Consider the following 26,735-nt stretch of genomic DNA (forward strand, 5'->3'; position numbering starts at 1 on the left):
CGGGAGACCATCACCTTTGGCCGTTATGGCGTTGGTGGCATCACGCTGCTCGAAGCCTGAAAGCAGCTAGGTGTCGGCAAGGCGCAGCCTCCAGTGGCTAACACCTACTTCAACGCCTCTACCGAGCGAGCTGGTGCGTTGTAAAGCCAGACTACAAACCGAGTTGGACGTCAAAAAAAGAAAAGATGAACCAGCACAAAGGGAGGAGCCGTTAGTGCTTGATGTATTGGAATGCAGATCTTATAATTGATTTCACTGCAATCAATAGGAGGTTGCAGACATGAGAGCAGTAACGATCAGAAATGTGCCAGAAGAGGTGCATCGTGCCATCCGGGTTAGGGCAGCGCAGAACGGCCGTACCTTGCAAGCCGAGATGTGCGAAATTTTGATTACCGCTGTGAAACCCGAAGGTCGGGTAAAGCTGGGCGATCTGCTGGCAGACATCGGGCGCAAGGTGAAATTGACCGACGAAGAAATGGCGATTTTTGAACGTGATCATTCACCCGCCCGAGCAGCGAGCGTTGAATGATTTTGCTGGATACGAACGTTATTTCGGAGCAGTTTCGAGTCGTACCCGATAAAACAGTGATTGACTGGTTGAATCGTCAGCCGTTGGAAACGCTTTATCTGGCATCCATGACCGTGGCCGAGTTGCGGGCTGGTGTTGCCCTGATGCACGCTGGTAAACGCCGCACAATGCTTATTGATAGCATCGAACACCAAGTGTTGCCGGTATTCGTAGGTCGGGTGTTGCCGTTTGATATGGCGTGTACGCGCGTTCATGCCGATGTACTGGCAGCCGCCCGTAAGGCAGGCAGCGGCATTGAGGCGGCTGATGCCGTCATAGCGGCAATTGCCCTAAATAGCGGTTTCAACGTGGCGACGAGGGACGTAAGCCCCTTTATGGCAGCTGGCGTGAAAGTCATCAATCCTTGGGAAAGTCTAGAGTAAAGCAGTAACTTCGTGCAGGATTGCACGACACACACCGAAGTGAACAAAAAATGCAAAGGCGCTGCGGTTTTGTCGCGCGTGACAACTAAGACACTGGAAGCCTTGCTCTATTGATTCAAATAGACGTAGAAATTTGATTGCTCAATGTTTCATTTGGTGGCTTGGATTAAATCAATCAATATGTGATAGATGAAACCAAGCTGGTAAACGCCAAGACTAATTTCATTGGTAATTAGCGTTCGGTATCCTGAATGTATATTGATTCTTAAATTAACAAAGTTTGATTCCTAACGGCACAGCTTTGTCTGGTACGCATAAAGCCACGCGACCTTGCTCATCATGAAAGCCAGTGATGAGACATTCGGACATGAATGGACCAATCTGTTTGGGCGGGAAATTGATCACGGCGACCACTTGTTTGCCGATCAATTCCTCTGTTGAGTAGAGGTCAGTCACTTGTGCGCTGGATTTGCGTTGCCCAATTTCTGATCCAAAATCGACCAATAGTTTGTAGGCAGGCTTGCGAGCTTCAGGAAATAACTCGGCTTTGACGATGCACCCCACCCGAAGCTCGACTTTTGTGAAGTCATTCCATGAAATTGTTGTCATGTTTATTTTTAGTCCAAAAGTTAAAAGAATGTTGACGCTGGAGTAGAAACGTCATTATTTGACGGCGTTAAACGCAGGTCAGATGCTTAAATTGTCTTGCGCCACAATCCACTTACCAGAGAACTTTGTCTAAAGACCTTGATGAACATCTTACTTAAGCATTGGGATCGCAGTTATACAGATCGTATATGGTTCTTAATCGATATGTTGCCGACATTTGGCAAACGACTACCGATTAACGCAACAAGTTTAGATTTTGATTGATCCGCTTTTGAAGCGTGCGAAGTGTCGTTTCTCGGATTGTTTGCGGTAAAAGTTCGTGGGCAATGTCGGTAAATTGACTGGCGACTTCGATGAAAGCGTCAATGGTGTGGTTCGCACTTTGAGCTGAGACTTCTGCTTCCTCAGCAAGTCGTAATAATGCGGTGCGGTCGATGGCCAGCGCTTCACCCATTACATCCATCTGATGATAACCATCAGGACCTTCACAAAAAGTGACATCGTAGGCTGGTGCTAGTGTCCATTGACCCGTTGAAGACATCAGGTAAGCGAAATTCTTGGGATGGTCATCTCGGTTGTTAAATACCACATTGAAGACAATTCGGTTGAAAGCGAAAGCCATCTCCCGTACGTCATTGGTGCAGAATCGAGTTGCACGCAAGAAATTAACGTAATCAAGCGCACCTGGAGTTTGATAGTTGGCACCGGTAAATGCTGCAAGACTTTGCATAGGGATACGTAAATCACCCTGACGATCAAAACGTTTACTTGCAAAAGCCGCCTGTCCGTTAGGTAGCGCGAAATACTCTGTGTCTGGCGTTGGGATGTGGCATAAACGTAAACATTCGGCGTAGACCATTTCGATCGCACAGACCTCAGGGTGCTCATCTTTAGCAGGAAATTTAATGAGCCAGGCTTCAAAGCCCGGGGTGGCGACTGTAGTCAGAGTTGTAGTTTGTGGATTGCGATAAATTAATGCCTTAGGTCTAGCACCTTGAGGCGACCCCCCCACTTGCAGTAATCTTTGTAAAAACTCGCCATCTTCACCCTGTAATACCTCCTGTACTTCAGCAGCTAATTGGTCAAGAGGTATGTGGTGCTGGGAAGTTTCGCCCTCGGGTGCGACGGGCTCGAATGACATGGCGCCCATGGCATTGCGACCAATATAGGTCAGTCTTTCTAGTGGGCCGATCCGTGCAGTTATGAGCCCTCGACGCCTGAATAGTCGATCCATTAAAAGCATTCCCCAACCGTCGGGTAATGCATCGTAGACAGGTCCAGGTAAGCCAAACTGGTGAGATGGAAAATCACGGCGTAAAGGTGGACCTTGTAATGGCAACTGAAATGACGAGAGTTCCAAGTTGCGAATCCTTGCCTCTTCGCTGTATTCAAATAGAATTTGAGGTCGACCGATTAGGCTGGTGGTCGACATGAGCGTCCCCCATAACCAGCGCTCTCCCCAGCCTTCGTAGTACACCTTCACTTGTTCAGGCATGGTTAGATTTCCTCTTGATGCGCTGACGGGTGGCACTCTCTTCATAGCGACGAATATCGTCCAGGGTCTCTAGCTTAGGCAGAAAAAGTGTCTCAAATTCTTTGGCTCGCCCAAGTACCATGGCGATGCGCACGAGGTTTTCTAGGGTGACATTGCGTCCGGCCTCCAAATTAGAGACGGTGTTGGTACCGATGCCCGCACGCCCGGCCACCTCTGCTTGGGTCATTTTCTGAGCTAAACGCTCTATGCGTAGGCGTTCACACAGGCGTCTGGCGATTTCATCTGGTTTACTAAAAGATAAATCCAACATAATGTGTTTTATATTGCTTTTAAATATTTAATTCACTACAATCAAGAATTATTTGTAAATTATTGCACTAATTTTACTCCATTTTTTTGTGGTTTAAGTCAATTTACTTAAAACAAATAACAATATATTGGATTTGTTTTGATGAGATGATGTGAATACCTCAATGACCTTTTGCGACGGATGATCACACGTGCATTGCAGACAATGTTCGGTCGGTGTATTTGTATTACTTTGACTGATTCTTTCACACGTGCATTCATCTAGGATGCTGCGTATTAACGCAAACAATGGAGCCACGCTCGTGTGCTTTTGCCCGTAGGACAAGTTGAATTTGTAGTCGAAGTCAGGCGGATTTTGTCGTTGGTTGTGCTGAAGAATTGTTTCTAGCTTATCCAATGCTTTAACTACTTTCGCTTCGGGAGTGATTGTGTCTTCGTATTCTTGCCAAAGCGCCAAAATGCGGGCTCTATGAGATTTATCCAGTGTGTGCGCCAGGTACAGTAGATCAGTTTTTTCTTGTGCGCTCTTGTCGGGATGCAGATCTTTTTCAATGGCGGGAATATCGCCATTAAACATAAACGCCATGTATGCTCGGCGGTGCTTTCTGTTCTTCCGGTCGATGTGTGAGCACTGCGCAGCACGCTTTTTAGTTTCTCCGTTTCTTGGAGAAAAGCTAGTCGACCTTTGATACTGTTAATGTCGATTAATTTTTCAGTGTTCAATTTTTGATCCGTTTTGCAGCGTGAGGTGTTGTTGTGCTTTCTGCCTGTCAGTGCGCATAATGCCATTGCATTACGGTGCAGACGTGTTTACCTTAATCCTTGTTCTCATTATTTTGATCCTCTAACCCGCAGCCGCGTTCACGACCCCATATCACGGCCGCGCTGCGATTATTCACGCCGATTTTGCTGTAAAGCGTGGCTACATGATTGCGCACTGTATTTGCCGAAAGTGACAATAGTTCAGCCATTTCGTTGTTTGTTTTGCCATTGCAGATCAACTCCAACACCTGATGTTCTCGTGACGTCAGGTTGCCAATCTCGATTGATTCATTTTGGGGACGGCGCACTAGGGCCAATTTCTCCATCACGGTTCGGCTAAACCACTTGGCATCTTGCATGACGGCTTCGATGGCTTCCATGAGTTCGGTTTCAGTCCGTTTACGCAAAGTGATGTCCTGAATCACATAGAGTGCACAGTCTTCTTCTTGAATCATCATGCCTTCGGCCGCCAGCAGTCCATCGGTTAAATCACCATCGGGTGTGCACAGACGGACTTCTATATCACGTGCAGGAAGGCCTTTGTCCAGCGTTTGTCGGATTATCTTTTGTGCATTACGGGTTAACTGTAAGCCAGTGGTCATTAACGGATAGCCGATGATCTCTTTGCGTGATCGACCACAAGCGGTGGCATACGCTTGATTGGCTTCAATGACACACTGATTGGAGCGCAGGTAAACCACCATAGGCACGGGGGCTAAACGAAAGGTCGTTGCAAAACGCTGTTCGCTTTGGCGCAATGCTTCTTCAGCTCGCTTGCGTCCCTCTAGATCAATAAAGGTAAACAGCATGCAGGGTTCGTTACGAACAACAATGGGTTGACCTGAGACCAATATGGCTCGCAAATCACCCTCACGGGTCTGAAGGGATGACTCCTGTGTCGGGATTGTCTGGTTGTCTTCGAGTGCTTGTAGCGCATCTGATGCGTTTTCAGCATGATGTAACACATTGATCTGATAAAACGACTGCGCAAGTATTTCGGTTTCGGTGTAGCCACTCATAGTGCAAAAACTGTAGTTAGCACGGATGTAACGGTAGCTGTTTAGGTTGAGAATCACGGCGGGCATGGGTTTGGCCTGAAAAAAACGATCAAATAACTCGTCTAATTCAATTGTGCCGGTGATATCGCTTAAAAAAAGGATTGATAAACCCTGCTGGCCTTGACCTGATTGCAGCACCATGCCACGACAGCGCATGACTCGGCGTGTTGCATTTTGTTCATCTTCGATTTCAATTTCAACATCCGCAAAACTCTCAGCATTTGCTAATCGCATTAACGGATGTTGATCTGGGCTGAGGGGGTGCTGTGCATCATCATAAAAGTTAAATCGTTTGACATAGTCTGCCGCCGTTTCACCTAAGTCGCCCAGCTGTTCACAACCATGCAGCTGTAGACCTTTGTAATTGGCCCAGATGATTTTGGTATCTTCATTGAGCAGGATCACGCCTTGGTCCAAATAGGCCAAGATATCTTGTATTTGAGATCTTTTTAATGGTTGCATCTGATCTTGAATCACGATTTTTTTCTTCCATCGTCAAAACACCGAAATGAAAATTCGGCAAAAAAACCACTTTTTTGACTTTTACTCGTCAAATTAATTTGTTTGTACTAGTCGTACTAGTACAAGCGACTCTGGCTGGAACGCTTCAAACAGACATAGCATAGAAATCGTCTGGCAATACATTGAATGCAAACTGTATTCGGTATTTCCAAAGGGTGTGTGACCTCACATGCAACCTATACAAATCAATGAAAAGGTAACACAAATGAACAAACTAAAAACACTCAGTGCAACTGCTTTGCTTGTCTGTACAACATATGCCACGCCTAGTGCGGTTTTTGCAGCCGACCAATCGTCAAGTGTTGCGGAAGCAGTTAGTGATACTTGGATTACGACCAAGGTGAAAGCTGAATTAGTCACTACAGACAAAGTATCTGGTACAGACGTATCGGTCACCACGGTTGATGGCGTCGTGGCTTTAGTTGGCGTTTTGCCCAACCAAGCCGAGGTTGATAAAGCCATCGCTTTGGTCCGTGGTGTGAATGGTGTCAAAGAAGTCGATAGTGCAGGTTTGAAAGTGGGTGTGGCTGCAGATTTAGGCAATCAAAGTACCAAAACCAGCAGTGATCGTTCTGTTGGCGAAGTCATCGATGATGCTTGGATCACGACGAAGCTAAAAGCCGATTTAGCGGCCACCCAAGGTGTGCCTAGTCGCGATATTAAAGTCGACACAAAAGACGGCACAGTCACTTTGACCGGTGCGCTTGCGAGCCAGTTGGAGGTTGACAAGGCCATCGCCACAGCACGCGCGATTAAAGGCGTGAAAGAGGTCAATGCCGATGGCCTGGTTGTTGAAGGACGGTAATGAACGACTCACCATAGATTGGAGAAAGACATGAATGAAGATCGCATCAAAGGACAATGGAAACAACTGAGCGGCAAGCTTAAAGCCCATTGGGGAAAGCTGACAGATGATGATGTCCAGACGGTGGAGGGGAATGCTGAGTACTTAGCCGGAAAACTACAAGAGCGTTATGGCTTGGCTAAGGAAGAAGCTCAAAAAGAAGTCGGTAAGTTTTTGGATTCATTGTGATTGATCTGTTGGCGTTGATCCCGCCGTCCATTGATCGGGATTGACTCAGGACACAATTAACGCTTAGGAGAAATCATGCTTTATTACGCAGCTGTCTTTTTTATCATCGCCCTGATTGCGGGATTCTTCGGTTTTTTTGGAATCGCAGGTACTGCAGCATTTATCGCCAAGATACTGTTTTTTATATTTATTGTTTTGTTTGTACTGTCTCTGCTGAGAGGGCGATCACCTAGAGTTTAGTTTTATGTGCGGAAATTAAAAAAGTAAAGGCTCAATGATTGGGGCGTCACTGTTATTTCACTGAGCTGCGTTCAGCTTTTTATAAAACATTCAAGGAGAACTTCAATGAAACTTAAACGTTTAATTCACATTGCGGTTGTTATCACACCTCTCACTTTATTAGCGACTGGCTGCACAGTGGCTCGCAACCAAGAAACGGTGGGTGAATACATTGACGGCTCAACAACCACAGTGGCCGTTAAAGCTAAATTGGCAGATAACCGCGATACTTCCGCTTTAAACATTAATGTTAAGACGATTGATGCAGGCGAGGTTCAATTGTCCGGTTTTGCAAGATCCGATTACGAGAAAGCCCGAGCAGGTGAAATTGCAGGTTCAGTCAAAGGCGTTAAACGGGTGCACAACGATTTGATCGTCAAGCCTTAAATGGAAGTTTTCGCATTGTTGATACTGTTGTGGAGATGACGGTGATTGAAATTTAATGAAATTGACACGAACTTGTCTATTTTGCAAGTTCGTGTCAATTTTTGATAAAACGCCTTTAGTGGTATGGTACTCGGTGAACTTCGAAGCATCACAAAGCTGGTTTTTTAGGAATTTTTAAATATGAGTACTTTACCTCCCTGCCCAGAATGTCAATCTGGTTTTACATACGAAGATGGGAGTGGGCATATCATTTGCCCCGAGTGTGGTCATGAGTGGTCGGCTCAGGCTCAAGAAAACACTGAGTCAGATGAACGCGTTTACCGCGATGCCGCTGGCAATGTCTTGCAAGATGGCGACACGGTGACTGTCATTAAAGATCTGAAATTTAAAGGAGCGGGCGGCGTTGTGAAAATGGGCACTAAGGTTAAAAATATTCGCCTAGTGGATCGTGATCATGATATCGATTGCAAGATTGATGGAATCGGCCAGATGAGCCTAAAGTCAGAGTTTGTAAAGAAAATCTGATCAAATAACAATTCAAATATACGCTGTCAGCGCAGACATCGCGAGTCATTCTGATTTTGCTCGGTTTCAACACTTAGTTTCAACACTCGGTGTCTGCTTTTTTCCGATGTGCAATGTCAAAGTGTTTTCCGATCTCATTCACATCGGCAATTCTATGCTTTTCGTAACAGATGTTTCAGTGCTTCGTCCAAGTTTGGGTGTTGCCAGACAAATCCAGCCTCCTCAGTGCGTTTTGGGATGAGTCGTTGACTCCCGAGTAAAAGCACAGACATCTCACCCAAGATCAAACGTAACAGGAGCGCGGGTGTGGCAAAAAATGTAGGACGATGCAGAGTTTTTCCGAGCGTTTTGACAAAGTCGATGTTGCGCACAGGTTGTGGTGCACAGGCGTTAAACGGACCATGTGCCTGATCGTTGTGAAGTAGATGATCAATCAACGACACTTGATCATCTAAATGAATCCACGGCATCCATTGTTGACCGTTACCGAGACGGCCGCCCAAACCCAGGCGGTAGGGAAAGAGGAGTTTCTTTAGCATGCCGCCTTGTGCAGTAAGGACTGGTGCGGTACGCAGTAAGATCACGCGCACTCCCAACTGCTTTGCGGCTTGGGCTTCTTCTTCCCAAGCTACGCACAGTTGACTCCCAAAATCTGTCTTTGACGGTGTGCTGTTCTCGGTCAGAAGGTCTTCGCCGCAATCACCGTAAATGCCGATCGCAGATCCTGACAGTAAAACCCGTGGTGGCGTCGCACTTTGACGCATCCAATTGACGAGGTCACGCGTTAAATCCACTCGACTAGTCCATAGCTGTTGACGTCGAGATGCTGTCCAGGGGCGATCGGCAATCGGTGCGCCGGCCAGATTAATCACTGCATCCAGTTGGATGCTTGGATCAATCTCATCGAGTTGTGAGATGCCTTTTGCGCCACTACAGAGTGCAGCCACTTGTTCGGGAGTGCGACTCCAGACCCAAAGCTCATGACGTTGTGCTGCCCAGTGTTTGCACAATGCCTGGCCGATCAAGCCTGTCCCGCCCGTCAGTAAAATACGCATCGCATTGTCCTTTTGAAGTGGGGATGCTGATCTTTAAAGCTGACCATTCAGCAAATTGACCACATGTTTCACAAGACAAAAAACATCTATGTTCAGTACGTTACACTGCGTTCTTTGAACAATCAAACTCACTGCAATAAAGAGTCCGCTCAATCATTTTGTGATCGACTGAAACCGCAGCTGATTTTGGGATGAGCCTGAGGCTCTGACAATGACAACTTTAGATGCCTCAGATGGATATTTGATGTCTGATCAAAAAACTAAAGCCTTAGTTTGGTTCCGGCGTGATCTACGTTGCCAAGATCATGCGGCGCTTTATCATGCGTTGCGTCGTTTTAGAGTAGTGCATTGTGTCTTTGTTTTTGATACTGACATCTTAGAGGCCTTGCCCAATCGAACTGATCGGCGGGTTGAGTTTATTCATGCCAGTGTGGCGCAACTACAGGTGGGCTTAGCGCAGCTCGCCAAGACTCAAGGCGTTCCAAGTGGTGGATTAATCATCCGAATTGGATCTGCAGTGCAATGCATTACCGAGCTTGCCCAAAAGTTGGGTGTGGATGAAGTGCTGGCTAACCGTGATTATGAGCCTGATACGATTGCCCGTGATCAACAAGTTGCTGACAACTTACGTACCTTGGGTATCGCTTTTAGTGATTACAAAGATCAGGTACTGCTGGATTGTAGCGAGGTGCTCACTCAAAAGGGACAGCCCTACAGTGTGTTTACCGCCTATAAACGAGCTTGGTTAAAGCAGCTTGACGAGTTTCAGCTGAAAGCTTATCCCGTTGAACGTTACGCACGACATCTGGCATCGTTGCCTGCAGGTGAGGGATTGCTGCCGACTTTGTCAGATTTGGGCTTTGCGCGAACCAATTTGTCTGAGTTGGCTTTACCCACGGGGATGCAAGGTGCTCAAACCTTGTTAGAGGATTTTGTGGCTCGTATGACCAACTATCATGAGGCGCGCGATTATCCGAGCCGCAAAGGTGTTTCTTATCTTTCTGTTCATTTGCGATTTGGAACCGTCTCGATTCGTCAGATCGCCGCGTTGGCTGTGGAACGTACTGCGTCGGGTTGTTTAGGGGCGCAAACTTGGCTGTCGGAACTGGCTTGGCGCGATTTTTACTTCATGATTTTGTGGCATTACCCGCAAGTGGTTCAACAGGCCTTTAAGCTTAAATATGATCAGATTCAATGGGATGAGGCACCAGAACTGTGGCAGGCTTGGTGTGAAGGACGTACCGGTTATCCGATTGTCGATGCAGCCATGCGTCAATTGCACCAGACAGGCTATATGCATAATCGCTTGCGCATGATTGTGGCGAGTTTTTTAACCAAGGATCTAGGCATTGATTGGCGCCGGGGAGAGCGATATTTTGCACAACATCTGAATGATTACGATTTGGCAGCGAATAATGGAGGCTGGCAATGGGCCGCATCGACAGGCTGTGATGCGCAACCGTATTTTCGTATTTTTAATCCAGTCACACAGTCAAAACGATTTGATCCGGAAGGTCGATTTATTCGACGGTATTTACCTGAGTTGGCAGATGTGCCAGATGCGCACATTCATTTCCCGGCGCTTATGAAGCCAGACATGTTAAGTGCTTGTGGCTTGCGTCTTGGAATCGATTATCCGTTGCCGGTTGTTGATCATGCCAGTGCTAGGTTGCGCACACTAATGCGATATTCGGTTTTGTCGGATGGTGAGGGCGATTGAGTGAATTGCTTGCGCAACCTCGTTCATTCATGTGCGCGTCAAGCAAGCTCATTAATTTATGACTCGTTAGCGGCTTTAGCCGTTCCCAATGATTTTTCGCTAGGAAGGACGTTTTGCTCACAAGTTTTCATGAAATGAATATAGCTGGAAGATACTCTAGCATTTTTTTTATGAAAATCTTTTGTCTGTATTTCGCGGTCAAGACTAGATGCATTTAATTCTTATAAGTGATTGATTTGACTGTTTATTAGTTACACGTTTTCGTCTAAGAATTGATTGAATGGTGTGTAATATTTTAGTAAAATCATGCGGCTGAATCAGCTAGAGAAAGAGGATCATGCTTGTTGGTATCAAACTTCACGCCCATCCAACGCCTGCGCAAAAGAAAGTGCTTAGCCAATGGATGGGTTGCGCGCGTTTGATCTGGAATGCAAAAGTGGATGAGGAACGCTACCATCGCATTTTTGCGAACAAGTATTATCCAATAGGGACTTACGCCCCGATTGATAAAAAGGCAGCTCACTTCAAGTCGAAAGAGCTCACGCCTTGGCTCTATGACTGCCCTAGCCAAATCATTCGAAATAGTGCGACCAATTGGTGCAATACTTATTTCAATTTTATGAAAGGCTTGTGCGGCAGACCCAAAAGAAAGGTAAGCGCGCCATCTAGTACATGATTGTTGATTGATTTCGTCTGCCCGATGATTGACACCATTGTCATCATCAGGAGGACGACCCATGTCGATCACCAAACCCAATCGTGACTGGTGGAAGAATCACCTCGCACGCATCGAGAAAGAAAAAATTCCTACTAAGGCCTATGCCGACCGCGAAGGCCTGTCCGCACAAGCACTGTATAAATGGCGTAATTTCTTTAAGTCAGAACGAACTCAAGGCCATCAACAGGTTGCGGTAACTAACTCCAAGTTTCTTTCCGTCACGGTGTCATCGATGGAAACGAGCTCGAATGCCCAGGCAAACCGTGGCCACTGCCAACTCACGCTGCCTGGTGGTCTGCGCTTAGATATGGAAGCTTTGCCCAGTGCCCGATGGCTCGCGGAACTATCACTTGATCTTCAACGGGTGGGGTAACAATTATGCATCCTGGTTACTCGCCCATATCAGTGTATTTGCACCGCGATCCGGTCGACTTCAGAAAGCAAATTAATGGATTGGCTGAGATTGTTGAAGGTGACATGCTGCTCAACCCATTTGAGCAATCTCTGTACGTATTCATTAACCGGAATCGCTCAAACATCAAGATTCTATATTGGGACAAGAACGGGTTCTGTTTATGGCAAAAGCGTCTGGAACTCGATCGGTTTGCATGGCCTAAAGGTGAACAATTTGATGCCACTCATCAGATCGAATTACGGGAGTTGCAATGGCTGCTGGATATCCGTCGCATTCACGGAATGGATAGTCATCATCTACTGATCTCAGACAGTCATGGCATTCAGTTTCTGATTCGAGATGTCACCCAATTGGATAAAAAAAGTCGCCGCTTGCTTGATCGTTTTTTATAAACGATCAGAGGCATTAGGCGACGAATGTAGCAATTAAACTGCTTTAAGCGACGGCTGTGCCAGCTTCTTTCACCAGCTCATGTGCGTACATGGTCGCTACTGCGCAAGAAGCTAGGCGAGCTTGGCGGGTGTCCGCACGGCTTGTCAGGATGATGGGTACACGTGCACCAATCACAATGCCGGCTGCCAGAGCACCCGCTAGGAAGGACAAGTTTTTGGCTAGCATGTTTCCAGCTTCCAGATCGGGCACGATCAGGATCTGGGCTTGACCCGCAACGGGAGATTTTAATCCCTTCATCTCAGCGGCTTCTGGGCTGATGGCGTTGTCCATAGCCAGTGGGCCATCCAGAATGCCACCGGTGATCTGACCTCGGTCAGCCATTTTGCATAAGGCTGCTGCTTCCATGGTGGTGGGCATTTTGTCATTGATCTGTTCAACCGCAGACAAGATTGCCACGCGGGGCGTTCCGAGTCCAAGTGCCAAGTGCAAATCAATGGCGTTTTGTACGATATCGACTTTGCATTTGAAATTGGGCGCAATGTTGATCGCCGCGTCTGTAATGAAAAGCGGGTAAGGATAGGTTGGCACATCCATAATAAAGACGTGACTTAAACGACGGCTGGTTCGCAGACCCGTTTCTTTGTGCACAATTTCATGCAGCAATTCATCCGTGTGCAAACTACCTTTCATGAGCAACGAAGCGCGACCTTCACGGACAAGCGATACGGCGATTGCAGCAGAGGCGTGACTGTGTTCCGCATCAATGATTTCGATGCCTTCGATACTAACTTTGGCTTTTTCTGATGCTTCGAGAATGCGATCGCGAGGACCGACAAGAATGGCTTTGATCAATCCCATGTTGTGGGCTTCAACAGCGGCACACAACGAGGTGGCATCGCAAGGGTGCGCAACGGCACAGACTTGAGAGGGAACTTCTTTTGCAGCTTTAATAAGACGGTCAAACGTCTCACGGCTATGCTCATTTTGAGCGGCAATGACCGAATTCACCTGAACTCCTTGATATTGGAATAATCAATGGGGTGCACAATGATGTGCACCCGAACTTTTACAACTTAAGCTTTCGGCTTCGTATTGGAACTCGTTTTTTTAACGGCTACCGTTGGTTGGACTGCTTTTTTAGCTGAAAGTTTCTTAGAAGAGGTTTTTGTTGCGACAGTTTTTTTGACAGTGGTCTTTTTAATCGCAGTTTTCTTGGCAGCAGATTTTTTAGTTGCTGTTTTTTTCGGTGTCACAGCCTGCTGAGCAGCGGGTGCCGTGGTAGCTTGTACCTTGGTTTTAGCTTTGGCTTGCTCACTGAGCTCCACCACATCCTTTGTGGATTGCATCAGAATCTGACGAGTTTCTTCTGTCAATTCATCTTTGCCAGCCGTAAAAACGCTGGGTACAGGTGCGTCGGGTGTTGCGGCTGCGACATTGACCATGCCCATGATTTCTTGGAAATCATCTTGTGCATTGAACAAACCGCTTTGTGAATTCACCAGATCTGCTGCCATGGCACTGCGTTTGGCTTTTTCACCCAAAATATTCGCATGTGCAACCAGCATGTCATGAGCCTTATCTGGATGATCGGCATTACCTGCGGCTAGTTCATACAAATCGAGCACCTCAGTCAGGCGGCGTTCGCCTTCTTCGTTGAGCTCACCACTAGCGTGAGCAACTTGTTCTACGAATTTGGCTGAAGTTCGGATTTGCTCAGCGGTGTAAGAAGTCAGTAAATTCGGCAGCGCTTCGATCGCGCCTTCTGGGTTGACCACCATCACCAGCGCTTGCTGTCGCACAATACGTTTAAATGCGGCCAGCGTCAGTGCGTGCTCATGACCTTTACGTAGATTGCGAATTAACCCAAAACTTCGCTCATCAATACCGCCTTGCGTTTGTGAAATATAAATCATCACGCGAATGCAAGCTTCCATGAGGCCACCTTCATGACTCAGTTTGAGTAGCTCGGCCACACGGCGTTTTACAAAGCGAATGTGTTCCGGAGAAACCCCTGGATGAATACGGGGCGGTCCTTCTTTAGCACCCATACCTGACAGGTTTTGTAGGAACGGTGATCCATACACGGTCATAAACGTTTGTTCTATGAGTGTATCGCGCCATTTGCCCCACAATTCCAGACCCGATTCAATGGACTTGGCCATTTGCTTTTCGAATTGCATGAATGGGTTGTCTGGTTTGGCAGGACGACGATTGTTTTTAACTTCAACGGACAGAGGCGCAATGGCGGCAATCGCTGGATTTTTGTCAGACAGTGTTTCGTAGGGCAAACGCAAGGGATGCCATTGTTGCAGACGCATGGTCATGCGTGGCGTTGCCATCATTTGAACCATGGGTTGTACATAGGATTTATAAAATCCGGTATTAATCTGCGAGACTCTAGAGACTGTCGCAAAACGACGTGCATCGTCTTCGCGGTATTCCACGATTTTTTGAATATCAGCCAAATGACGACGTTCAAACTTTAGAACATAGTCACCGATGACCATATCCGCATTGACGGTGTCTTCAGTTTTTTCTGTGATGACTGCTTCATAAATACCCGGTGGCAGCATGTCGATCAAATCGATGTTGCCTGTAAATTCACGGTGTTCTTTCCGAGCAACGGCGCCAGACACAAAAATACCCAAGTGCCCAATGCTTTCGTGGATCGCATAGACAATGGTCTGGCCTTGTGCCAGTACTTCACGATCGCTTTGATAAAGATCCGTGATCCAGCCAAGCGCCTGAGGGGGTGGCGTGATGTCATCCCCTTTGGAACAAAAGACGATGATGGGTGAGCGGATATTGCGAAGATCCAGGCGCAAGCCACTTTGTGTCACCATACGAGCGGTGGACAGGCGGTTGCCGATGAAAAGGTTGTCAACGATGTATTGAATTTCTTTACCGTTTAGAAAAACGTGACCACCCCACCAACGTTCAAAGCCCAGATAACGAGGTGCTTCCGTGTCAATGTTGGCGTACAGGTTGTATTGTTTGGTCCAGTATGTATTGGCGGGATTCAGATTCTCAAAGTTTTGAACGAGGTTTGCACCATCAAAGACACCACCCCCCAGATCACTGGTCATCTGTGTCATCCAAGAGCCACCTGTCATACCGCCGGTGTAACGCATGGGGTATTTGTTGCGCCAGCCAGCCCAGTACGAGAGCGGTGCGCCAGCAACAATGATGGGGCCAAAAAGATCAGGCCGTGTGGCTGCAGCCATCATGATCTGCCAGCCAGCTTGACAGTTACCGATGACCACGGGCTTACCTTCGGACTGAGGGTGAAGATCAATGACCTTTTCCATAAAGACGTTTTCTGCATGCACAACGTCTTCAACGGTCTGATCAGGTTCGGGTTTAGGTAAGAAACCAATAAAGTAACAGGGGTGTCCGGCATCGACGGCGACACCAATTTCACTTTCTGGCTTAAAGCCAGCAATCCCGGGGCCGTGACCTGCACGAGGATCAACGACGACAAAAGGTCGTTTGAAGGGGTCGATCGGTTTTGATTTCGGGGGCACTATGCGAGTCAGCATGTAATTGACAGGCTTATCGAGTGTGCGACCGTCCATAATCAGTTCAGCGCGCATACTCAACACGTTGGGTGCCTGTTTCGACATGTGACGTTGGTACTGATTGCCGCGCTGGCGCATGACATCGGTGTACAGGATTCCGCGTTGCCACGCGTCAGTCATGTACTCTATGGCTGCTTCTAACACGGGCGGCATCAGCCCAAAAGATGGTTTGTCGTTCGTTTTCTCTTTGTCCACCTAGGTTCTCCTTGTAACAGGGTTTGTGGATAATGAAGCCATTTTAACGCGCTACTTGATTGATTGAACATAATTTATTGCATCGCACAAAAATATTTCAAAACATATTTCATGCATTTGTTTTGGTGATATGCAAGGCAATTTTTTGCAGAACGGATCGATTGCTTGTATTGTTTTGTGCACAGACTCGTGTTTACAACAGAATTGATTTGATTTATTTAAAGGTGGCATGGATGACAGAAGTTTCGGTACCGACGCAGGTGGCTGGACTCAAAATAGGGTTGGTGTCTATTTCAGATCGTGCCTCAGAAGGCGTGTATGCCGATCAGGGCGTGCCTTCTTTGAAAGAATGGTTTGCCCGTGCATTGGTGAGTCCTTATGAAACGCATGAGCGGTTGATTGCAGATGATCGTCTAACGATTTCTCAGACATTGATTTCGTTGGTGGATGATGTGCGTTGCGATCTGGTCATTACGACAGGTGGAACTGGGCCGTCCAGACGAGATGTGACACCAGAAGCGACACTTGATGTTGCGACCCGTGAAATGCCTGGGTTTGGTGAGCTGATGCGCCAGATCAGCTTGAATTTCGTGCCGACTGCGATTTTGTCACGCCAGGTTGGGGTGTTGCGTGAGATTGAAGGGCATGCAGCGCTGATTGTGAATTTACCAGGACAACCGAAAGCCATTGCGCAAACTTTAGAGGGTTTGCGTGGCGAGCAGGGTGAGCAACTCGTCGCGGGCTTATTCGGTGCCATTCCTTTTTGCATCGAATTGATTGGTGGACCACGAATTGAAACGAATCCCGATGTTGTCGTGGCGTTTCGTCCCGGTCAAAAAAACAAACCCAAAACTTAAAATGTAGAGACTTGGTGCAGCATGCTTCCATGTGTTTATGAGGTAGTGTCTCACCTGATAATAGATCTATATAGCAACGATTAAGTGCCTCAGTCGTTGCTGACGTCTGGCATACCCCGTCGAAGAGGCGAGGGTCTACGGTGAAGCTGTTAAAATGCCTTCCATTGTCCCAGGCTGCTTCGCTGTATGAGCTGTGCAAATGGTGGGACGCTGACCGCAAACTATGACCGATATAAAGGGTAGGTCGCGGATTTCTGAATTTTTATTGAATAAGGATTACTGACTATGTCTCTCGTTTCCATGCGCCAGCTTCTGGATCATGCCGCTGAACACGGCTATGGCATTCCAGCGTTTAACGTCAATAACTTAGAGCAAGTGCAAGCCATCATGGAAGCCGCACACGAGACCAATAGTCCCGTGATCATGCAGGCTTCAGCTGGTGCTCGTAAATATGCTGGCGAAACGTTTTTGAAATATCTGATTCAAGCGGCTGTTGAAGCCTATCCTCATATTCCGGTGGTGATGCACCAAGACCATGGTCAGTCCCCAGCAATTTGTCAGGGTGCAATTGACCTAGGCTTTACCAGTGTAATGATGGATGGTTCATTGATGGATGATGGTAAAACCATCTCAGAGTACGAGTACAACGTTGATGTGACCAAAAAAGTGGTAGACATGGCGCACAAGCTGGGTGTGAGTGTGGAAGGTGAGCTGGGCTGTCTGGGTTCGCTCGAAACCATGATGGGTGACAAAGAAGATGGTCATGGTGCAGAAGGCAAAATGACCCGAGACCAGTTGTTGACAGATCCTGAGCAGGCCGCTGATTTTGTCCGCCGCACGCAAGTCGATGCGCTGGCCATTGCGATTGGTACCAGTCACGGTGCTTACAAATTTACACGTAAGCCTACAGGCGATATTTTGTCGATTGACCGCATTAAAGAAATTCACGCACGCTTGCCCAACACCCACTTGGTGATGCACGGCAGCTCCAGCGTGCCTCAGGAACTGTTGGCTGACATTCGTCAGTTTGGCGGCGACATGAAAGAAACCTATGGCGTGCCTGTTGAGGAAATTCAGGAAGCCATTAAGTTTGGTGTGCGTAAAGTCAACATTGACACGGACATTCGTTTGGCCATGACCGCTGCGATCCGTCGCTTCTTTGTGGAGAACCCAAGCAAGTTCGATCCACGTGAATACCTGAAGCCCGCCCGTGAAGCGGCCAAAGCAATTTGTATCGCACGCTATGAACAGTTCGGTACAGCTGGCAACGCTGACAAAATCAAACCAATTCCGCTCACAACCATGGCTGCAGAATATGCCGCAGGTCAGCTCGTACAAAAAATCAACTAAACCGGACAATATGATGAGCGTTTTGCATCAATCCAACATTGAGTCATTACCCCTCTTGGGGCGTGGTAAGGTTCGCGACATGTATGCCGTGGGCGATGATCAATTGCTGATCGTGGCTACAGACAGGATTTCAGCTTACGACGTGATCCTGGATGATCCGATTCCTGGCAAGGGTGAAGTGTTGACGCAATTGACGCTTTTCTGGCTGGATAAACTCGCCGGCATTGTGCCGGATCACCGCACTGGTGTGGATCCTCAGGATGTGGTTCGTCCTGAGGAGCGGGATCAGGTGAAAGGGCGGGCGATGGTGGTTAAACGCCTGAATCCGATTATGGTGGAAGCCGTTGCACGCGGTTATTTGATTGGTTCAGGTTGGGCAGATTACCTGACGACTGGCGTTGTGTGTGGAATGACATTGCCGGTCGGTTTGCGTTTGGCAGATCGTTTGCCAGACCCCATCTTTACACCGGCTGCCAAAGCGGCAGTGGGTGAGCATGATGAAAACGTCGATTTTGATTATGTTGAAAATCTGGTGGGTAAGGAAATCGCTGCCGACATCCGTCGAATTACACTCGAGCTTTATGATCAAGCGTCACACTTCGCTGCTGGGCGAGGCATTCTGATTGCAGATACCAAGTTTGAGTTTGGCTTAGACGATAAAGGTGTTTTGCATTTGATGGATGAAGTGCTCACTCCGGACTCTTCGAGATTCTGGCCTGCAGACAGCTGGCAACCAGGGATTAGCCCACCGTCTTATGACAAACAATTTGTTCGTGACTGGCTCATGGAGCAACGTTGGGATAAAACAGCACCTGCACCTAAATTGCCGCTCGCTGTCATTGAAAATACGGCCAGCAAATACCGCGAGGCATTGACGCGCCTTTGCCGTTAAATGCTTTTGTGCTCTACAAGTGTGGATGGGCTGACCCGATGGTCAGCCTTTTGTCCGCTTTAAACATCTACGCACCTCCAACAAACTTCAAGTCAGGATTTATACAGACATGTCTTCTGATCTTCAGCAGCAATCAGCCAGTCAACCGGTAGTTGGCATTATCATGGGCTCTTCAAGCGATTGGCCGGTGATGAAATTAGCCGCCGAAATTCTGACTGAATTCGGTGTGCCGTTTGAAGCACAAGTGGTTTCTGCGCATCGCATGCCCAATGACATGGTGGACTACGCCAGTCAGGCCGATGCACGCGGGCTACGAGGCATTATTGCCGGTGCAGGGGGTGCTGCCCATTTGCCCGGTATGGTGGCCTCATTGACACCCGTTCCGGTGTTTGGTGTGCCCATTCCGACTCGTCATTTGCAGGGTCAAGATTCGCTTTATTCAATTTTACAGATGCCTAAAGGTGTACCGGTCGCAACATTTGCGATTGGTGAGGCTGGGGCTGTGAATGCGGCGTTACATGTTGTGGCAACCTTAGCAACAACTGATGCAGCGCTAAAAGAAAAGCTCACGGCATTTCGTGAGCGTCAGACTGCAGCTGCTCGCGCAATGACTTTATCTTGAGTGCACAACTATCATGAAAAACAAAAACTCAAGGATCGGTTTTGATCAGTGGTTAGGTGTGGTCGGTGGTGGACAACTAGGCCGCATGTTTTGTCAGTCTGCTCAGGCCATGGGCTTTAAGGTATTGGTTTTGGAGCCTGATGTGCATGCGCCAGCATGCCAGTTAGCTGATGATGTGATCAATCAGCCGTATGACAATGCCGATGCACTGGATGCCATGGCACAACGGTGCGTGGCTGTCACAACCGAATTTGAAAACGTTTCGGCACAAAGCTTTGAACGTTTGGCGCGTCACACACGCGTGGCACCGGCCGCCAATGCTTTAGACACCGTACAGGATCGGGCCACAGAAAAAGCCTATATTCGCTCACTGGGCATTCCAGTGGCACCTTATGCAGTGATTGAGTCACTGGATGATTTGTCGAAGGCGGCACCCGAGCTCTTGGCTGACGGCATTCTCAAGTTAAGTCGAATGGGTTATGACGGTAAAGGTCAGCACCGTATTCAGGATCTGGCACAAGCGCGCCAAGCTTTTTCTGAAATGGGAGAGCGCCCCTGTGTTTTAGAAAGCCGCTTGCCATTGGATCACGAGATTTCGATTGTGTTGGCACGTGGTTTAGACAGTCAGATTGCTGTTTTTGACGCCGCGCGCAATGTGCATCATGATGGTATTTTGGCGGTCACGCATGTTGATGGTCAACAAAATGAACAGACACATCAAGCTCGTGATTGGGCTTGTCAGATTGCACAGCAGATGAATTACCACGGCGTGCTTTGTGTCGAGTTTTTTGTGCTGCAAGACGGCAGCATGGTGGTGAATGAAATTGCCCCTAGACCTCATAACAGTGGTCACTTCACACAGAATGCGTGTGTCACGAGCCAGTTTGAACAACAGGCACGTGTGATGGCTGGATTGCCCTTAGGTGATCCTAGATTATTGGCTGCGGCCGTGATGCTGAATTTGTTGGGTGAGGTCTGGGTTGGCGAATCTGGTGATCAGAATCAAGAGCCAGATTGGTCGAAGATTTTGGCGCTACCTGGGGTCGCACTCCATCTGTATGGAAAAACCGAGGCCCGGGTGGGTCGTAAAATGGGTCATATCAACATCACAGCCCCAGACTTTAAAGAGGCGGTACGCATTGCCAATGTGGTTGTCGAAACCTTGTCGCTTCCAGAAAAGGCTGTGTTTGTATGACCACGTGGGCGACTCCTGCACAGATTCAATCAGCCGCTGAAACCTTGGTTCGTGGTGAATTGGTGGCGTTTGCTACAGAGACCGTGTACGGACTGGGCGCAGATGCCAGCAATCCAGAGGCGGTCGCCAAGATCTTTGCTGCCAAGGGTCGGCCCAGCGATCATCCCGTGATTGTGCATGTCGCCGATGCGCAGGCTGCCAGCGTTTGGGTCAGTGAAGTCTCTGAGTCCGCACAGGTGTTAATGGACGCTTTTTGGCCAGGCCCCCTGACCTTAATTTTACCTAAAGCGGATTGGGTCCCTTCGCAAGTCAGTGGTGGGCAGTCGACCATCGGTGTGCGTTGTCCCTCTCATCCAGTGGCGCAAGCGTTACTGACTGAATTTTCTGAGCAACTTATTCAAGTGCGAGGTGCTGAGAACGTGCGTGCAGTAGGGATTGCTGCCCCGTCTGCGAACCGCTATGGGCAAGTCTCACCGACTCAAGCTGCTCATGTAGAGCAAGAGTTTGCCGAGTTGGTTGCTGCAGGTATGCCCATCTTAGCGGGCGGTGATTCTGAGTTTGGGATTGAATCGACGATTGTAGATTTGTCACGTATGGATCAGGGTGGGTCACCCGCTTTGTTGCGCCCAGGTAGTCTAGGTAGAGCAGTCATTGAAGAAGTGTTGGGTCAACCTGTCTTAGGTCAGGATGCGCAGGCCCCCCGTGTGCCAGGCTCAGTTAAAGCGCATTACGCACCGCGCACACCCATGCGATTGTGGGATGCACAAGCATTGCCCCAAGCGATAGAGGATTGGTTAAAACAATATGGTGCCGGTCAATTGGCTGTGGTTGCTAGTGCCGTCGAGTGTGAGCATTTACAGGCTGTGCTGGGATCTCAATCCCGAGTTCAGTGCTTTGCCATGCCTAACCATCCTCAAGCCTATGCACAGGTGTTGTATGCGCAATTACGGGCTCTGGATGCATTACAGATGACGACAATTTACTGGGCGAATGTCCCGGCGACTGAAGATTGGTTGGCGATTCGGGATCGTTTGCAACGTGCAGGCGCAGCATTCGAGACAGAGCAATCAATCTGAGTTATCAAATCAAGTCTAAACCATCTGAATTAAAGTTTAAGTGGCCGTGAGTTGTTCACGACCACTATTTGGTGTATTTAGCTTTTGGCGGCACCGGCTTCGAGAATCGATACAATTGAAAACAGCGTAAAACACACCGCACCCAAACCGATCAGCACTCTGGATGGAATGAAATAGACCGGATCCTCAAGCAGCATATCCATCAGGAAACCAGCTGTAAACAGGCAGAACAAGCAGGTGAAAACTGGAATGAGTGGGATGCGATCGGACAGCGTACAGGTCCTGCGCCAGATCATGGCCAAGAGCCACACTTTGGATGAGATGCTATAGCAAATCATATGCCTACGCCAAGGACCACATGGCCTGCTACGAAATGATCGGCCGTGTTAGAAGCACTCAGAAGATCAAAACCCCAGAATACGGTCACAATTGCTGCCAGATAACCGAGTGCAGGCCAGAAGAACATCAGAAATCGATTAAATGAGCCAATGATCTGCTGAATGATGGAAGACGCGGTGGTGAAGAGTGCAATACAAATGGCTGTCAATGAAATCAGCACATGACCAGATACTACAGACACTTTACTTGTTTGAAGATTGTTTAGAGACTAGAACGAATCAAACAGTAAATTTAATTTAGTTAGAAGGTGGGGATATGGCTGTTATCCGGATTGGATAAAGAAGATTGTAGGTGTGTATGGTGCACAAAAAGAAATCGACCGCAGCATGTTGAAGTGCTGCGGTCGATATGGTCAATCAGTGAATCAGGTTTAGAAGAAAGCCTGAATGCCAGTCTGAGCACGACCCAAGATCAATGCGTGAACGTCGTGTGTGCCTTCATAGGTGTTGACGACTTCAAGGTTCACCAAGTGACGGGCGATACCGAACTCATCAGAAATCCCGTTACCACCCAGCATGTCACGAGCCAAACGGGCGATGTCCAGTGATTTACCGCAAGAGTTGCGCTTGAGGATGGAGGTGATTTCGACGGCGGCGATGCCTTCGTCTTTCATGCGGCCCAGACGCAGACAACCTTGCAGACCTAAGGCGATTTCTGTTTGCATGTCTGCCAGTTTTTTCTGGATCAGCTGGTTCGCAGCCAATGGGCGACCAAACTGTTTGCGATCGAGTGTGTACTGACGCGCTGTGTGCCAGCAGAATTCAGCAGCACCTAAAGCACCCCAAGCAATCCCAAAACGTGCGGAGTTCAAGCAAGTGAATGGGCCACGCAGACCGGACACACCAGGCAACATTTGTTCGTCGCTGACTTCAACCTCGTCCATGACGATTTCACCCGTGACGGATGTACGAAGACCGACCTTGCCGTGAATTTCAGGTGCGGACAAACCTTTCATGCCTTTATCTAGGATGAAACCGCGAATCTCACCGTCGTGATCACCGCCCACACATTTGGCCCACACGACAAAGACGTCGGCAACGGGGGAGTTGGTAATCCACATTTTGTTACCGGTCAAGGTGTAGCCAGATGCGGTTTTAGTGGCACGAGTTTCCATGCCGCCAGGATCAGAACCATGGTTGGGCTCTGTCAAACCAAAACAACCAATCCATTCGCCACTAGCGAGCTTGGGCAGGTATTTCTCTTTTTGAGCGTCGCTACCAAACTCTTCGATAGGAACCATAACCAATGAAGATTGCACACTCATCATGGAGCGGTAACCAGAGTCTACACGTTCAACTTCACGGGCAATCAAACCATAGCAAACGGAGTTCAGGCCAGAACCACCGTATTCGGTTGAGATAGTGGGGCCAAGCAGACCAAGCTCACCCATTTCCCGAAAAATTGAAGTGTCCATTTTTTCGTGGCGAAATGCTTCGAGCACACGAGGCATCAATTTTTCTTGGCAATAAGCACGTGCCGCATCGGCAACCATGCGCTCTTCTTCCGTCAGTTGAGCCTCTAAGAGAAAGGGATCTTCCCAGTTGAATGATACGCGAGTCATGATATTTAAAACTCCTCTTTCAATGTGTAAAAACTTGGTGGATATTTATGATTTTTGGGCTGCAGCACGAAGTTGTTCGATGGTCGCAGTTGGGGTAATAGCCTGTGGATCGACAATGAGATGCAAAATAGCTGGCTTGCCGCTGGCTTGTGCACGCTCAAAAGCACCCGCAAAGTCTTCCGTGCGTTCGACGCGTTCACCGTAACCACCGAATGCTTGCGCATATGCCGCAAAATCGGGGTTTTGTAGATCCGTGGCCGAGACACGTCCTGGATAGAATTTCTCTTGGTGCATACGAATGGTGCCGTACATACCATTATCGACCACTAACACAATGAGTGGCAGGTTGTACTGAACCGCTGTGGCAAATTCCTGGCCATGCATCATGAAGCAACCGTCACCGGCCAAACACACGACAGGGCGGTCTGGGAATGCGCGCTTGGCACCGACAGCCGCAGGCAAGCCATAACCCATGGAGCCTGAAGTGGGTGCGAGCTGTGTGCCGTAACGGTTAAATCGGTAGAAGCGGTGAATCCACGTTGCGTAGTTACCCGCACCATTGGTGATCACGGTTTCAGGTGCCAGATTGTCATTCAAATACGCCATGACGTGATTCATTTGCAAAGCACCGGGTGGGTTGATGCGGCTAGTGTCGCGCCAAGCCAGATAACTGTCGTGCAAACGTTCTGTGTTTTGTGCCCAAGGCATTTTTGAAGGGGCAGCCAGCGAACTGAGTTGAGCTGCAAATGCACTGGGTGAGGTGTTGATGGCTAGAGAAGGCACATAGACACGACCGAGTTCGTTTGAATCTGGATGTACATGCACCAGCGCTTGTTTGGGCACAGGGATGTCAATGAGTGTGTATGACTGACTTGGAATTTCAGACAGGCGATCACCAACCAACAAGATCAGATCGGAATCGTCGATCGCTTTGAGTAAATCGGGATTGCCACCGATACCCAGATCACCGATGTAGCACGGATGATCGTGTGGGAACAGCATCTGATTGCGGAATGCAACGGTTACTGGCAATTGAAAGCGCTGCGCAAAATCAGCGAATTGCTGGCAAGCCTGCTCGCTCCAGCGTGTTCCGCCTAGTATGGCAATCGGCGATTTAGCATCGGCCAGACGTCTGGCGAGATCTTCCATTTGACCCACGGCGGGCGCGGTGTCAACGGGGTTGACGCGTGGTGCATCCATAACCTCTGCGGTCTGAGTCAGCATGTCTTCAGGCAATGCGATCACGACGGGACCAGGGCGACCAGATGTGGCGACATAAAATGCACGCGACATGATCTCAGGGATGCGTGCGACATCATCGATTTCTGTGGCCCATTTCGCGGCAGAACCAAACACTGCACGGTAGTCCATTTCTTGGAACGCTTCACGCTCACGCATGCTGCGATCGATTTGACCGACCAACAAAATCATGGGAGTGGAATCTTGTTGAGCAATGTGCACACCGGCGAGTGCGTTTGAAGCACCTGGGCCGCGAGTCACCATACAAATGCCTGGGCGTGATGTGAGTTTGCCGTAGGCATCTGCCATCATGGCGGCACCACCTTCTTGACGACACACGGTTACTTCAACATTGACATCAACGAGCGCATCAAGTACGGCAAGATAGCTTTCACCGGGTACACAGAACACATGATCGACGCCTTGCGCGACCAGCTGATCAACGATGAGTTGTCCGCCAGTGCGGGCCTGCGTAGTTGCTGAATTCATAGTTTTTGTCTCACTATTGTTTTGGTGGATAGGACACATCATAGGATATGTTCATGTACCGCACATTGCAATTGATAAAATTGCACAATGTTGTGCTATGAATTCAAGATAATTCAAAAATATTGGTTCAAGCTGTCATTTTAAGGACGATCATTGAGAAAAGGCATCCCCAATCTTGGTGCATTACAGGCTTTTGAGGCGACGGCTCGCTTAGGCAGCTTTTCTCGTGCTGCCGATGAGTTGTCGTTGACGCACAGTGCAGTGCACCGACAAGTGAGTTCGTTAGAGCAGCGCTTAGGTGTTGCGCTCTTTGTCCGAGTCAGACGACGCATCACATTGACTGAGCAAGGCGAACAATATGCCACCCGGATTCGCCAGCATCTGGAGCAAATTAGTAAAGACACGTTCAGTTTGATGAGTGAAGCAGAACTAGGGAGTCGCTTACATCTGGCTGTCTTACCGACACTGGCCGCTCATTGGTTAATTCCACGTTTGCCAGACTTTCAGCGCCACCATTCCTCAGTCTCGGTGAGTTTGTCACTCAGAACTTTGCCTTTTCAGTTTGGGGACCATCCTTTTGATGCGGCGATTTACCACAGCCGGGCTTTCTGGCCTGGCACAGTCGGGGTCTGTTTATTTGATGAGGAGGCGCTGTTACCAGTCTGCGCGCCTTTTTTAAAGCCGGCAGAACAGATGCCAGCCAAGCTTACCCATTTGCATTTGAATTCCAGACAAAGTGCCTGGCGCGATTGGTATGCGCAAGCAGGCCTTGAGTATCAGCCGCAAGTGGAAGCAGGCCCTCGTTATGAAGTCTTCACGATGGTTTTGGCGGGCGCCAAGGCAGGCTTGGGTGTTGGCTTAGTGCCGCGATTTTTAGCGCAGGACGCACTTGATCGGGGGGAGTTGGTCTTAACGTCTGATGTGACTTTACCCGTGCCAGAGAGTTACTACTTTGGGTATCCGGCCCACAGTGAACCGTCTGATTCACTGCGGGCGTTTGAAGCTTGGTTAATTGAAACCGTTAAAACGCAGCAGAGAAAGACCTGAGTTT

General features: G+C 48.5%; 29 protein-coding genes and 1 pseudogene. 18 read left to right on the forward strand and 12 right to left on the reverse strand.

What is annotated here, in order from left to right:
* Positions 1-280: 280 nt before the first annotated feature.
* Both ACOI06_RS13135 and ACOI06_RS13140 read left to right on the forward strand, forming a co-directional pair.
* The gene (locus tag ACOI06_RS13135; protein WP_420663050.1) at positions 281-529 is read left to right on the forward strand and encodes a FitA-like ribbon-helix-helix domain-containing protein; all 249 of its coding nucleotides are present in this window, start codon (positions 281-283) and stop codon (positions 527-529) included.
* Complete coding sequence (locus ACOI06_RS13140; protein WP_420663051.1) at positions 526-951, forward strand: PIN domain-containing protein; 426 nt, start codon at positions 526-528, stop codon at positions 949-951. Before ACOI06_RS13135 ends, ACOI06_RS13140 begins: the two co-directional genes overlap by 4 nt.
* A 270-nt stretch (positions 952-1,221) precedes the next feature.
* Here ACOI06_RS13140 and ACOI06_RS13145 read toward each other — a convergent pair whose 3' ends face one another.
* The 5 genes and pseudogenes from ACOI06_RS13145 to ACOI06_RS13165 form a co-directional block, all read right to left on the reverse strand.
* Positions 1,222-1,560, reverse strand: coding sequence for a tRNA-binding protein (locus tag ACOI06_RS13145; RefSeq protein WP_420663052.1), 339 nt, complete (start codon positions 1,558-1,560; stop codon positions 1,222-1,224).
* A gap of 235 nt (positions 1,561-1,795) precedes the next feature.
* Complete coding sequence (locus ACOI06_RS13150; RefSeq protein ID WP_420663053.1) at positions 1,796-3,055, reverse strand: type II toxin-antitoxin system HipA family toxin; 1,260 nt, start codon at positions 3,053-3,055, stop codon at positions 1,796-1,798.
* A complete protein-coding gene (locus tag ACOI06_RS13155) occupies positions 3,048-3,362 on the reverse strand; it encodes a helix-turn-helix domain-containing protein (RefSeq protein WP_420663088.1) in 315 nt (104 codons plus the stop codon). The genes ACOI06_RS13150 and ACOI06_RS13155 overlap by 8 nt, the downstream gene beginning before the upstream one ends.
* A gap of 96 nt (positions 3,363-3,458) precedes the next feature.
* Positions 3,459-4,153: pseudogene (locus tag ACOI06_RS13160) on the reverse strand (HD domain-containing protein).
* 26 nt (positions 4,154-4,179) lie between these two features.
* Positions 4,180-5,661: a PAS domain S-box protein gene (locus ACOI06_RS13165; RefSeq protein ID WP_420663054.1), complete on the reverse strand. Its 1,482-nt coding sequence runs from the start codon at positions 5,659-5,661 to the stop codon at positions 4,180-4,182.
* 250 nt (positions 5,662-5,911) lie between these two features.
* Here ACOI06_RS13165 and ACOI06_RS13170 point away from each other — a divergent pair, with 250 nt between their 5' ends.
* From ACOI06_RS13170 to ACOI06_RS13190, 5 genes are all read left to right on the forward strand, one after another.
* Complete coding sequence (locus ACOI06_RS13170; RefSeq protein ID WP_420663055.1) at positions 5,912-6,511, forward strand: BON domain-containing protein; 600 nt, start codon at positions 5,912-5,914, stop codon at positions 6,509-6,511.
* Between the two features lie 30 nt (positions 6,512-6,541).
* Complete coding sequence (locus ACOI06_RS13175) at positions 6,542-6,739, forward strand: CsbD family protein (protein WP_420663056.1); 198 nt, start codon at positions 6,542-6,544, stop codon at positions 6,737-6,739.
* A gap of 75 nt (positions 6,740-6,814) precedes the next feature.
* Positions 6,815-6,979, forward strand: a complete 165-nt coding sequence (locus ACOI06_RS13180) for a DUF1328 domain-containing protein (RefSeq protein WP_420663057.1) — start codon at positions 6,815-6,817, stop codon at positions 6,977-6,979.
* A 105-nt stretch (positions 6,980-7,084) separates the two neighbouring features.
* A complete protein-coding gene (locus ACOI06_RS13185; protein ID WP_420663058.1) occupies positions 7,085-7,405 on the forward strand; it encodes a BON domain-containing protein in 321 nt (106 codons plus the stop codon).
* A gap of 180 nt (positions 7,406-7,585) precedes the next feature.
* Positions 7,586-7,930, forward strand: coding sequence for a zinc ribbon domain-containing protein YjdM (locus ACOI06_RS13190; protein WP_420663059.1), 345 nt, complete (start codon positions 7,586-7,588; stop codon positions 7,928-7,930).
* Positions 7,931-8,082: 152 nt separating this feature from the next.
* Here the strand turns inward: ACOI06_RS13190 and ACOI06_RS13195 are convergent, their stop codons facing one another.
* A complete protein-coding gene (locus ACOI06_RS13195) occupies positions 8,083-8,985 on the reverse strand; it encodes a TIGR01777 family oxidoreductase (protein ID WP_420663060.1) in 903 nt (300 codons plus the stop codon).
* Between the two features lie 244 nt (positions 8,986-9,229).
* On the opposite strand from ACOI06_RS13195, the gene ACOI06_RS13200 reads away from it, so the two are divergent.
* The 4 genes from ACOI06_RS13200 (at position 9,230) to tnpB (ending at position 12,230) form a co-directional block, all read left to right on the forward strand.
* The gene (locus tag ACOI06_RS13200; RefSeq protein WP_420663061.1) at positions 9,230-10,705 is read left to right on the forward strand and encodes a cryptochrome/photolyase family protein; all 1,476 of its coding nucleotides are present in this window, start codon (positions 9,230-9,232) and stop codon (positions 10,703-10,705) included.
* Between the two features lie 337 nt (positions 10,706-11,042).
* Entirely contained in the window at positions 11,043-11,381 is a 339-nt protein-coding gene (locus ACOI06_RS13205; RefSeq protein WP_420663062.1) for a helix-turn-helix domain-containing protein, read from the forward strand.
* Positions 11,382-11,442: 61 nt separating this feature from the next.
* Entirely contained in the window at positions 11,443-11,796 is a 354-nt protein-coding gene (gene tnpA / locus ACOI06_RS13210; RefSeq protein WP_420663063.1) for an IS66 family insertion sequence element accessory protein TnpA, read from the forward strand.
* Between the two features lie 5 nt (positions 11,797-11,801).
* Positions 11,802-12,230: an IS66 family insertion sequence element accessory protein TnpB gene (gene tnpB / locus ACOI06_RS13215; protein WP_420663064.1), complete on the forward strand. Its 429-nt coding sequence runs from the start codon at positions 11,802-11,804 to the stop codon at positions 12,228-12,230.
* Positions 12,231-12,273: 43 nt separating this feature from the next.
* Here the strand turns inward: tnpB and ACOI06_RS13220 are convergent, their stop codons facing one another.
* Both ACOI06_RS13220 and ACOI06_RS13225 read right to left on the reverse strand, forming a co-directional pair.
* A complete protein-coding gene (locus tag ACOI06_RS13220) occupies positions 12,274-13,239 on the reverse strand; it encodes a phosphate acetyltransferase (protein WP_420663065.1) in 966 nt (321 codons plus the stop codon).
* Between the two features lie 65 nt (positions 13,240-13,304).
* Positions 13,305-15,962 carry a DUF3141 domain-containing protein gene (locus tag ACOI06_RS13225; protein ID WP_420663089.1) on the reverse strand — a complete coding sequence of 886 codons (2,658 nt, stop codon included), beginning with the start codon at positions 15,960-15,962 and terminating at the stop codon, positions 13,305-13,307.
* A 275-nt stretch (positions 15,963-16,237) separates the two neighbouring features.
* Here ACOI06_RS13225 and mog point away from each other — a divergent pair, with 275 nt between their 5' ends.
* The 6 genes from mog (at position 16,238) to ACOI06_RS13255 (ending at position 21,996) form a co-directional block, all read left to right on the forward strand.
* Positions 16,238-16,861, forward strand: coding sequence for a molybdopterin adenylyltransferase (gene mog / locus ACOI06_RS13230; protein ID WP_420663066.1), 624 nt, complete (start codon positions 16,238-16,240; stop codon positions 16,859-16,861).
* A 285-nt stretch (positions 16,862-17,146) separates the two neighbouring features.
* Positions 17,147-18,211 carry a class II fructose-bisphosphate aldolase gene (gene fba / locus ACOI06_RS13235; RefSeq protein WP_420663067.1) on the forward strand — a complete coding sequence of 355 codons (1,065 nt, stop codon included), beginning with the start codon at positions 17,147-17,149 and terminating at the stop codon, positions 18,209-18,211.
* Positions 18,212-18,221: 10 nt separating this feature from the next.
* Positions 18,222-19,103, forward strand: coding sequence for a phosphoribosylaminoimidazolesuccinocarboxamide synthase (locus ACOI06_RS13240; RefSeq protein WP_420663068.1), 882 nt, complete (start codon positions 18,222-18,224; stop codon positions 19,101-19,103).
* A gap of 109 nt (positions 19,104-19,212) precedes the next feature.
* Complete coding sequence (purE, locus tag ACOI06_RS13245; RefSeq protein ID WP_420663069.1) at positions 19,213-19,725, forward strand: 5-(carboxyamino)imidazole ribonucleotide mutase; 513 nt, start codon at positions 19,213-19,215, stop codon at positions 19,723-19,725.
* Between the two features lie 13 nt (positions 19,726-19,738).
* Complete coding sequence (locus ACOI06_RS13250) at positions 19,739-20,920, forward strand: 5-(carboxyamino)imidazole ribonucleotide synthase (RefSeq protein ID WP_420663070.1); 1,182 nt, start codon at positions 19,739-19,741, stop codon at positions 20,918-20,920.
* Positions 20,917-21,996, forward strand: coding sequence for an L-threonylcarbamoyladenylate synthase (locus ACOI06_RS13255; RefSeq protein WP_420663071.1), 1,080 nt, complete (start codon positions 20,917-20,919; stop codon positions 21,994-21,996). Before ACOI06_RS13250 ends, ACOI06_RS13255 begins: the two co-directional genes overlap by 4 nt.
* 77 nt (positions 21,997-22,073) lie before the next feature.
* Here the strand turns inward: ACOI06_RS13255 and ACOI06_RS13260 are convergent, their stop codons facing one another.
* From ACOI06_RS13260 to ACOI06_RS13275, 4 genes are all read right to left on the reverse strand, one after another.
* Positions 22,074-22,334 carry a DUF2776 family protein gene (locus ACOI06_RS13260; RefSeq protein WP_420663072.1) on the reverse strand — a complete coding sequence of 87 codons (261 nt, stop codon included), beginning with the start codon at positions 22,332-22,334 and terminating at the stop codon, positions 22,074-22,076.
* Positions 22,331-22,576, reverse strand: a complete 246-nt coding sequence (locus tag ACOI06_RS13265) for a DUF2776 family protein (RefSeq protein WP_420663073.1) — start codon at positions 22,574-22,576, stop codon at positions 22,331-22,333. Before ACOI06_RS13265 ends, ACOI06_RS13260 begins: the two co-directional genes overlap by 4 nt.
* A 189-nt stretch (positions 22,577-22,765) precedes the next feature.
* Positions 22,766-23,956, reverse strand: coding sequence for an acyl-CoA dehydrogenase (locus tag ACOI06_RS13270; RefSeq protein WP_420663074.1), 1,191 nt, complete (start codon positions 23,954-23,956; stop codon positions 22,766-22,768).
* Positions 23,957-24,001: 45 nt separating this feature from the next.
* Positions 24,002-25,684, reverse strand: coding sequence for a thiamine pyrophosphate-binding protein (locus ACOI06_RS13275; RefSeq protein ID WP_420663075.1), 1,683 nt, complete (start codon positions 25,682-25,684; stop codon positions 24,002-24,004).
* A gap of 153 nt (positions 25,685-25,837) precedes the next feature.
* On the opposite strand from ACOI06_RS13275, the gene ACOI06_RS13280 reads away from it, so the two are divergent.
* Complete coding sequence (locus tag ACOI06_RS13280) at positions 25,838-26,731, forward strand: LysR substrate-binding domain-containing protein (RefSeq protein WP_420663076.1); 894 nt, start codon at positions 25,838-25,840, stop codon at positions 26,729-26,731.
* The last annotated feature ends 4 nt before the right edge of the window (positions 26,732-26,735 follow it).

It is taken from the genome of Orrella sp. 11846 (assembly GCF_048820935.1).
In the GTDB taxonomy this organism is placed as follows: Bacteria; Pseudomonadota; Gammaproteobacteria; order Burkholderiales; family Burkholderiaceae_B; genus Algicoccus.

Coding starts and splice junctions, on each gene's coding strand:
- purE (WP_420663069.1), top strand. CDS start 19,213: ATGTCTTCTGATCTTCAGCAGCAATCAGCCAGTCAACCGGTAGTTGGC.
- ACOI06_RS13140 (WP_420663051.1), top strand. CDS start 526: ATGATTTTGCTGGATACGAACGTTATTTCGGAGCAGTTTCGAGTCGTA.
- ACOI06_RS13195 (WP_420663060.1), bottom strand. CDS start 8,985: ATGCGTATTTTACTGACGGGCGGGACAGGCTTGATCGGCCAGGCATTG.
- ACOI06_RS13145 (WP_420663052.1), bottom strand. CDS start 1,560: ATGACAACAATTTCATGGAATGACTTCACAAAAGTCGAGCTTCGGGTG.
- ACOI06_RS13260 (WP_420663072.1), bottom strand. CDS start 22,334: ATGATTTGCTATAGCATCTCATCCAAAGTGTGGCTCTTGGCCATGATC.
- ACOI06_RS13135 (WP_420663050.1), top strand. CDS start 281: ATGAGAGCAGTAACGATCAGAAATGTGCCAGAAGAGGTGCATCGTGCC.
- ACOI06_RS13150 (WP_420663053.1), bottom strand. CDS start 3,055: ATGCCTGAACAAGTGAAGGTGTACTACGAAGGCTGGGGAGAGCGCTGG.
- fba (WP_420663067.1), top strand. CDS start 17,147: ATGTCTCTCGTTTCCATGCGCCAGCTTCTGGATCATGCCGCTGAACAC.
- ACOI06_RS13190 (WP_420663059.1), top strand. CDS start 7,586: ATGAGTACTTTACCTCCCTGCCCAGAATGTCAATCTGGTTTTACATAC.
- ACOI06_RS13240 (WP_420663068.1), top strand. CDS start 18,222: ATGATGAGCGTTTTGCATCAATCCAACATTGAGTCATTACCCCTCTTG.
- ACOI06_RS13250 (WP_420663070.1), top strand. CDS start 19,739: ATGAAAAACAAAAACTCAAGGATCGGTTTTGATCAGTGGTTAGGTGTG.
- ACOI06_RS13255 (WP_420663071.1), top strand. CDS start 20,917: ATGACCACGTGGGCGACTCCTGCACAGATTCAATCAGCCGCTGAAACC.
- ACOI06_RS13175 (WP_420663056.1), top strand. CDS start 6,542: ATGAATGAAGATCGCATCAAAGGACAATGGAAACAACTGAGCGGCAAG.
- tnpB (WP_420663064.1), top strand. CDS start 11,802: ATGCATCCTGGTTACTCGCCCATATCAGTGTATTTGCACCGCGATCCG.
- ACOI06_RS13170 (WP_420663055.1), top strand. CDS start 5,912: ATGAACAAACTAAAAACACTCAGTGCAACTGCTTTGCTTGTCTGTACA.
- mog (WP_420663066.1), top strand. CDS start 16,238: ATGACAGAAGTTTCGGTACCGACGCAGGTGGCTGGACTCAAAATAGGG.
- ACOI06_RS13225 (WP_420663089.1), bottom strand. CDS start 15,962: ATGCCGCCCGTGTTAGAAGCAGCCATAGAGTACATGACTGACGCGTGG.
- ACOI06_RS13200 (WP_420663061.1), top strand. CDS start 9,230: ATGTCTGATCAAAAAACTAAAGCCTTAGTTTGGTTCCGGCGTGATCTA.
- ACOI06_RS13275 (WP_420663075.1), bottom strand. CDS start 25,684: ATGAATTCAGCAACTACGCAGGCCCGCACTGGCGGACAACTCATCGTT.
- ACOI06_RS13185 (WP_420663058.1), top strand. CDS start 7,085: ATGAAACTTAAACGTTTAATTCACATTGCGGTTGTTATCACACCTCTC.
- tnpA (WP_420663063.1), top strand. CDS start 11,443: ATGTCGATCACCAAACCCAATCGTGACTGGTGGAAGAATCACCTCGCA.
- ACOI06_RS13270 (WP_420663074.1), bottom strand. CDS start 23,956: ATGACTCGCGTATCATTCAACTGGGAAGATCCCTTTCTCTTAGAGGCT.
- ACOI06_RS13205 (WP_420663062.1), top strand. CDS start 11,043: ATGCTTGTTGGTATCAAACTTCACGCCCATCCAACGCCTGCGCAAAAG.
- ACOI06_RS13180 (WP_420663057.1), top strand. CDS start 6,815: ATGCTTTATTACGCAGCTGTCTTTTTTATCATCGCCCTGATTGCGGGA.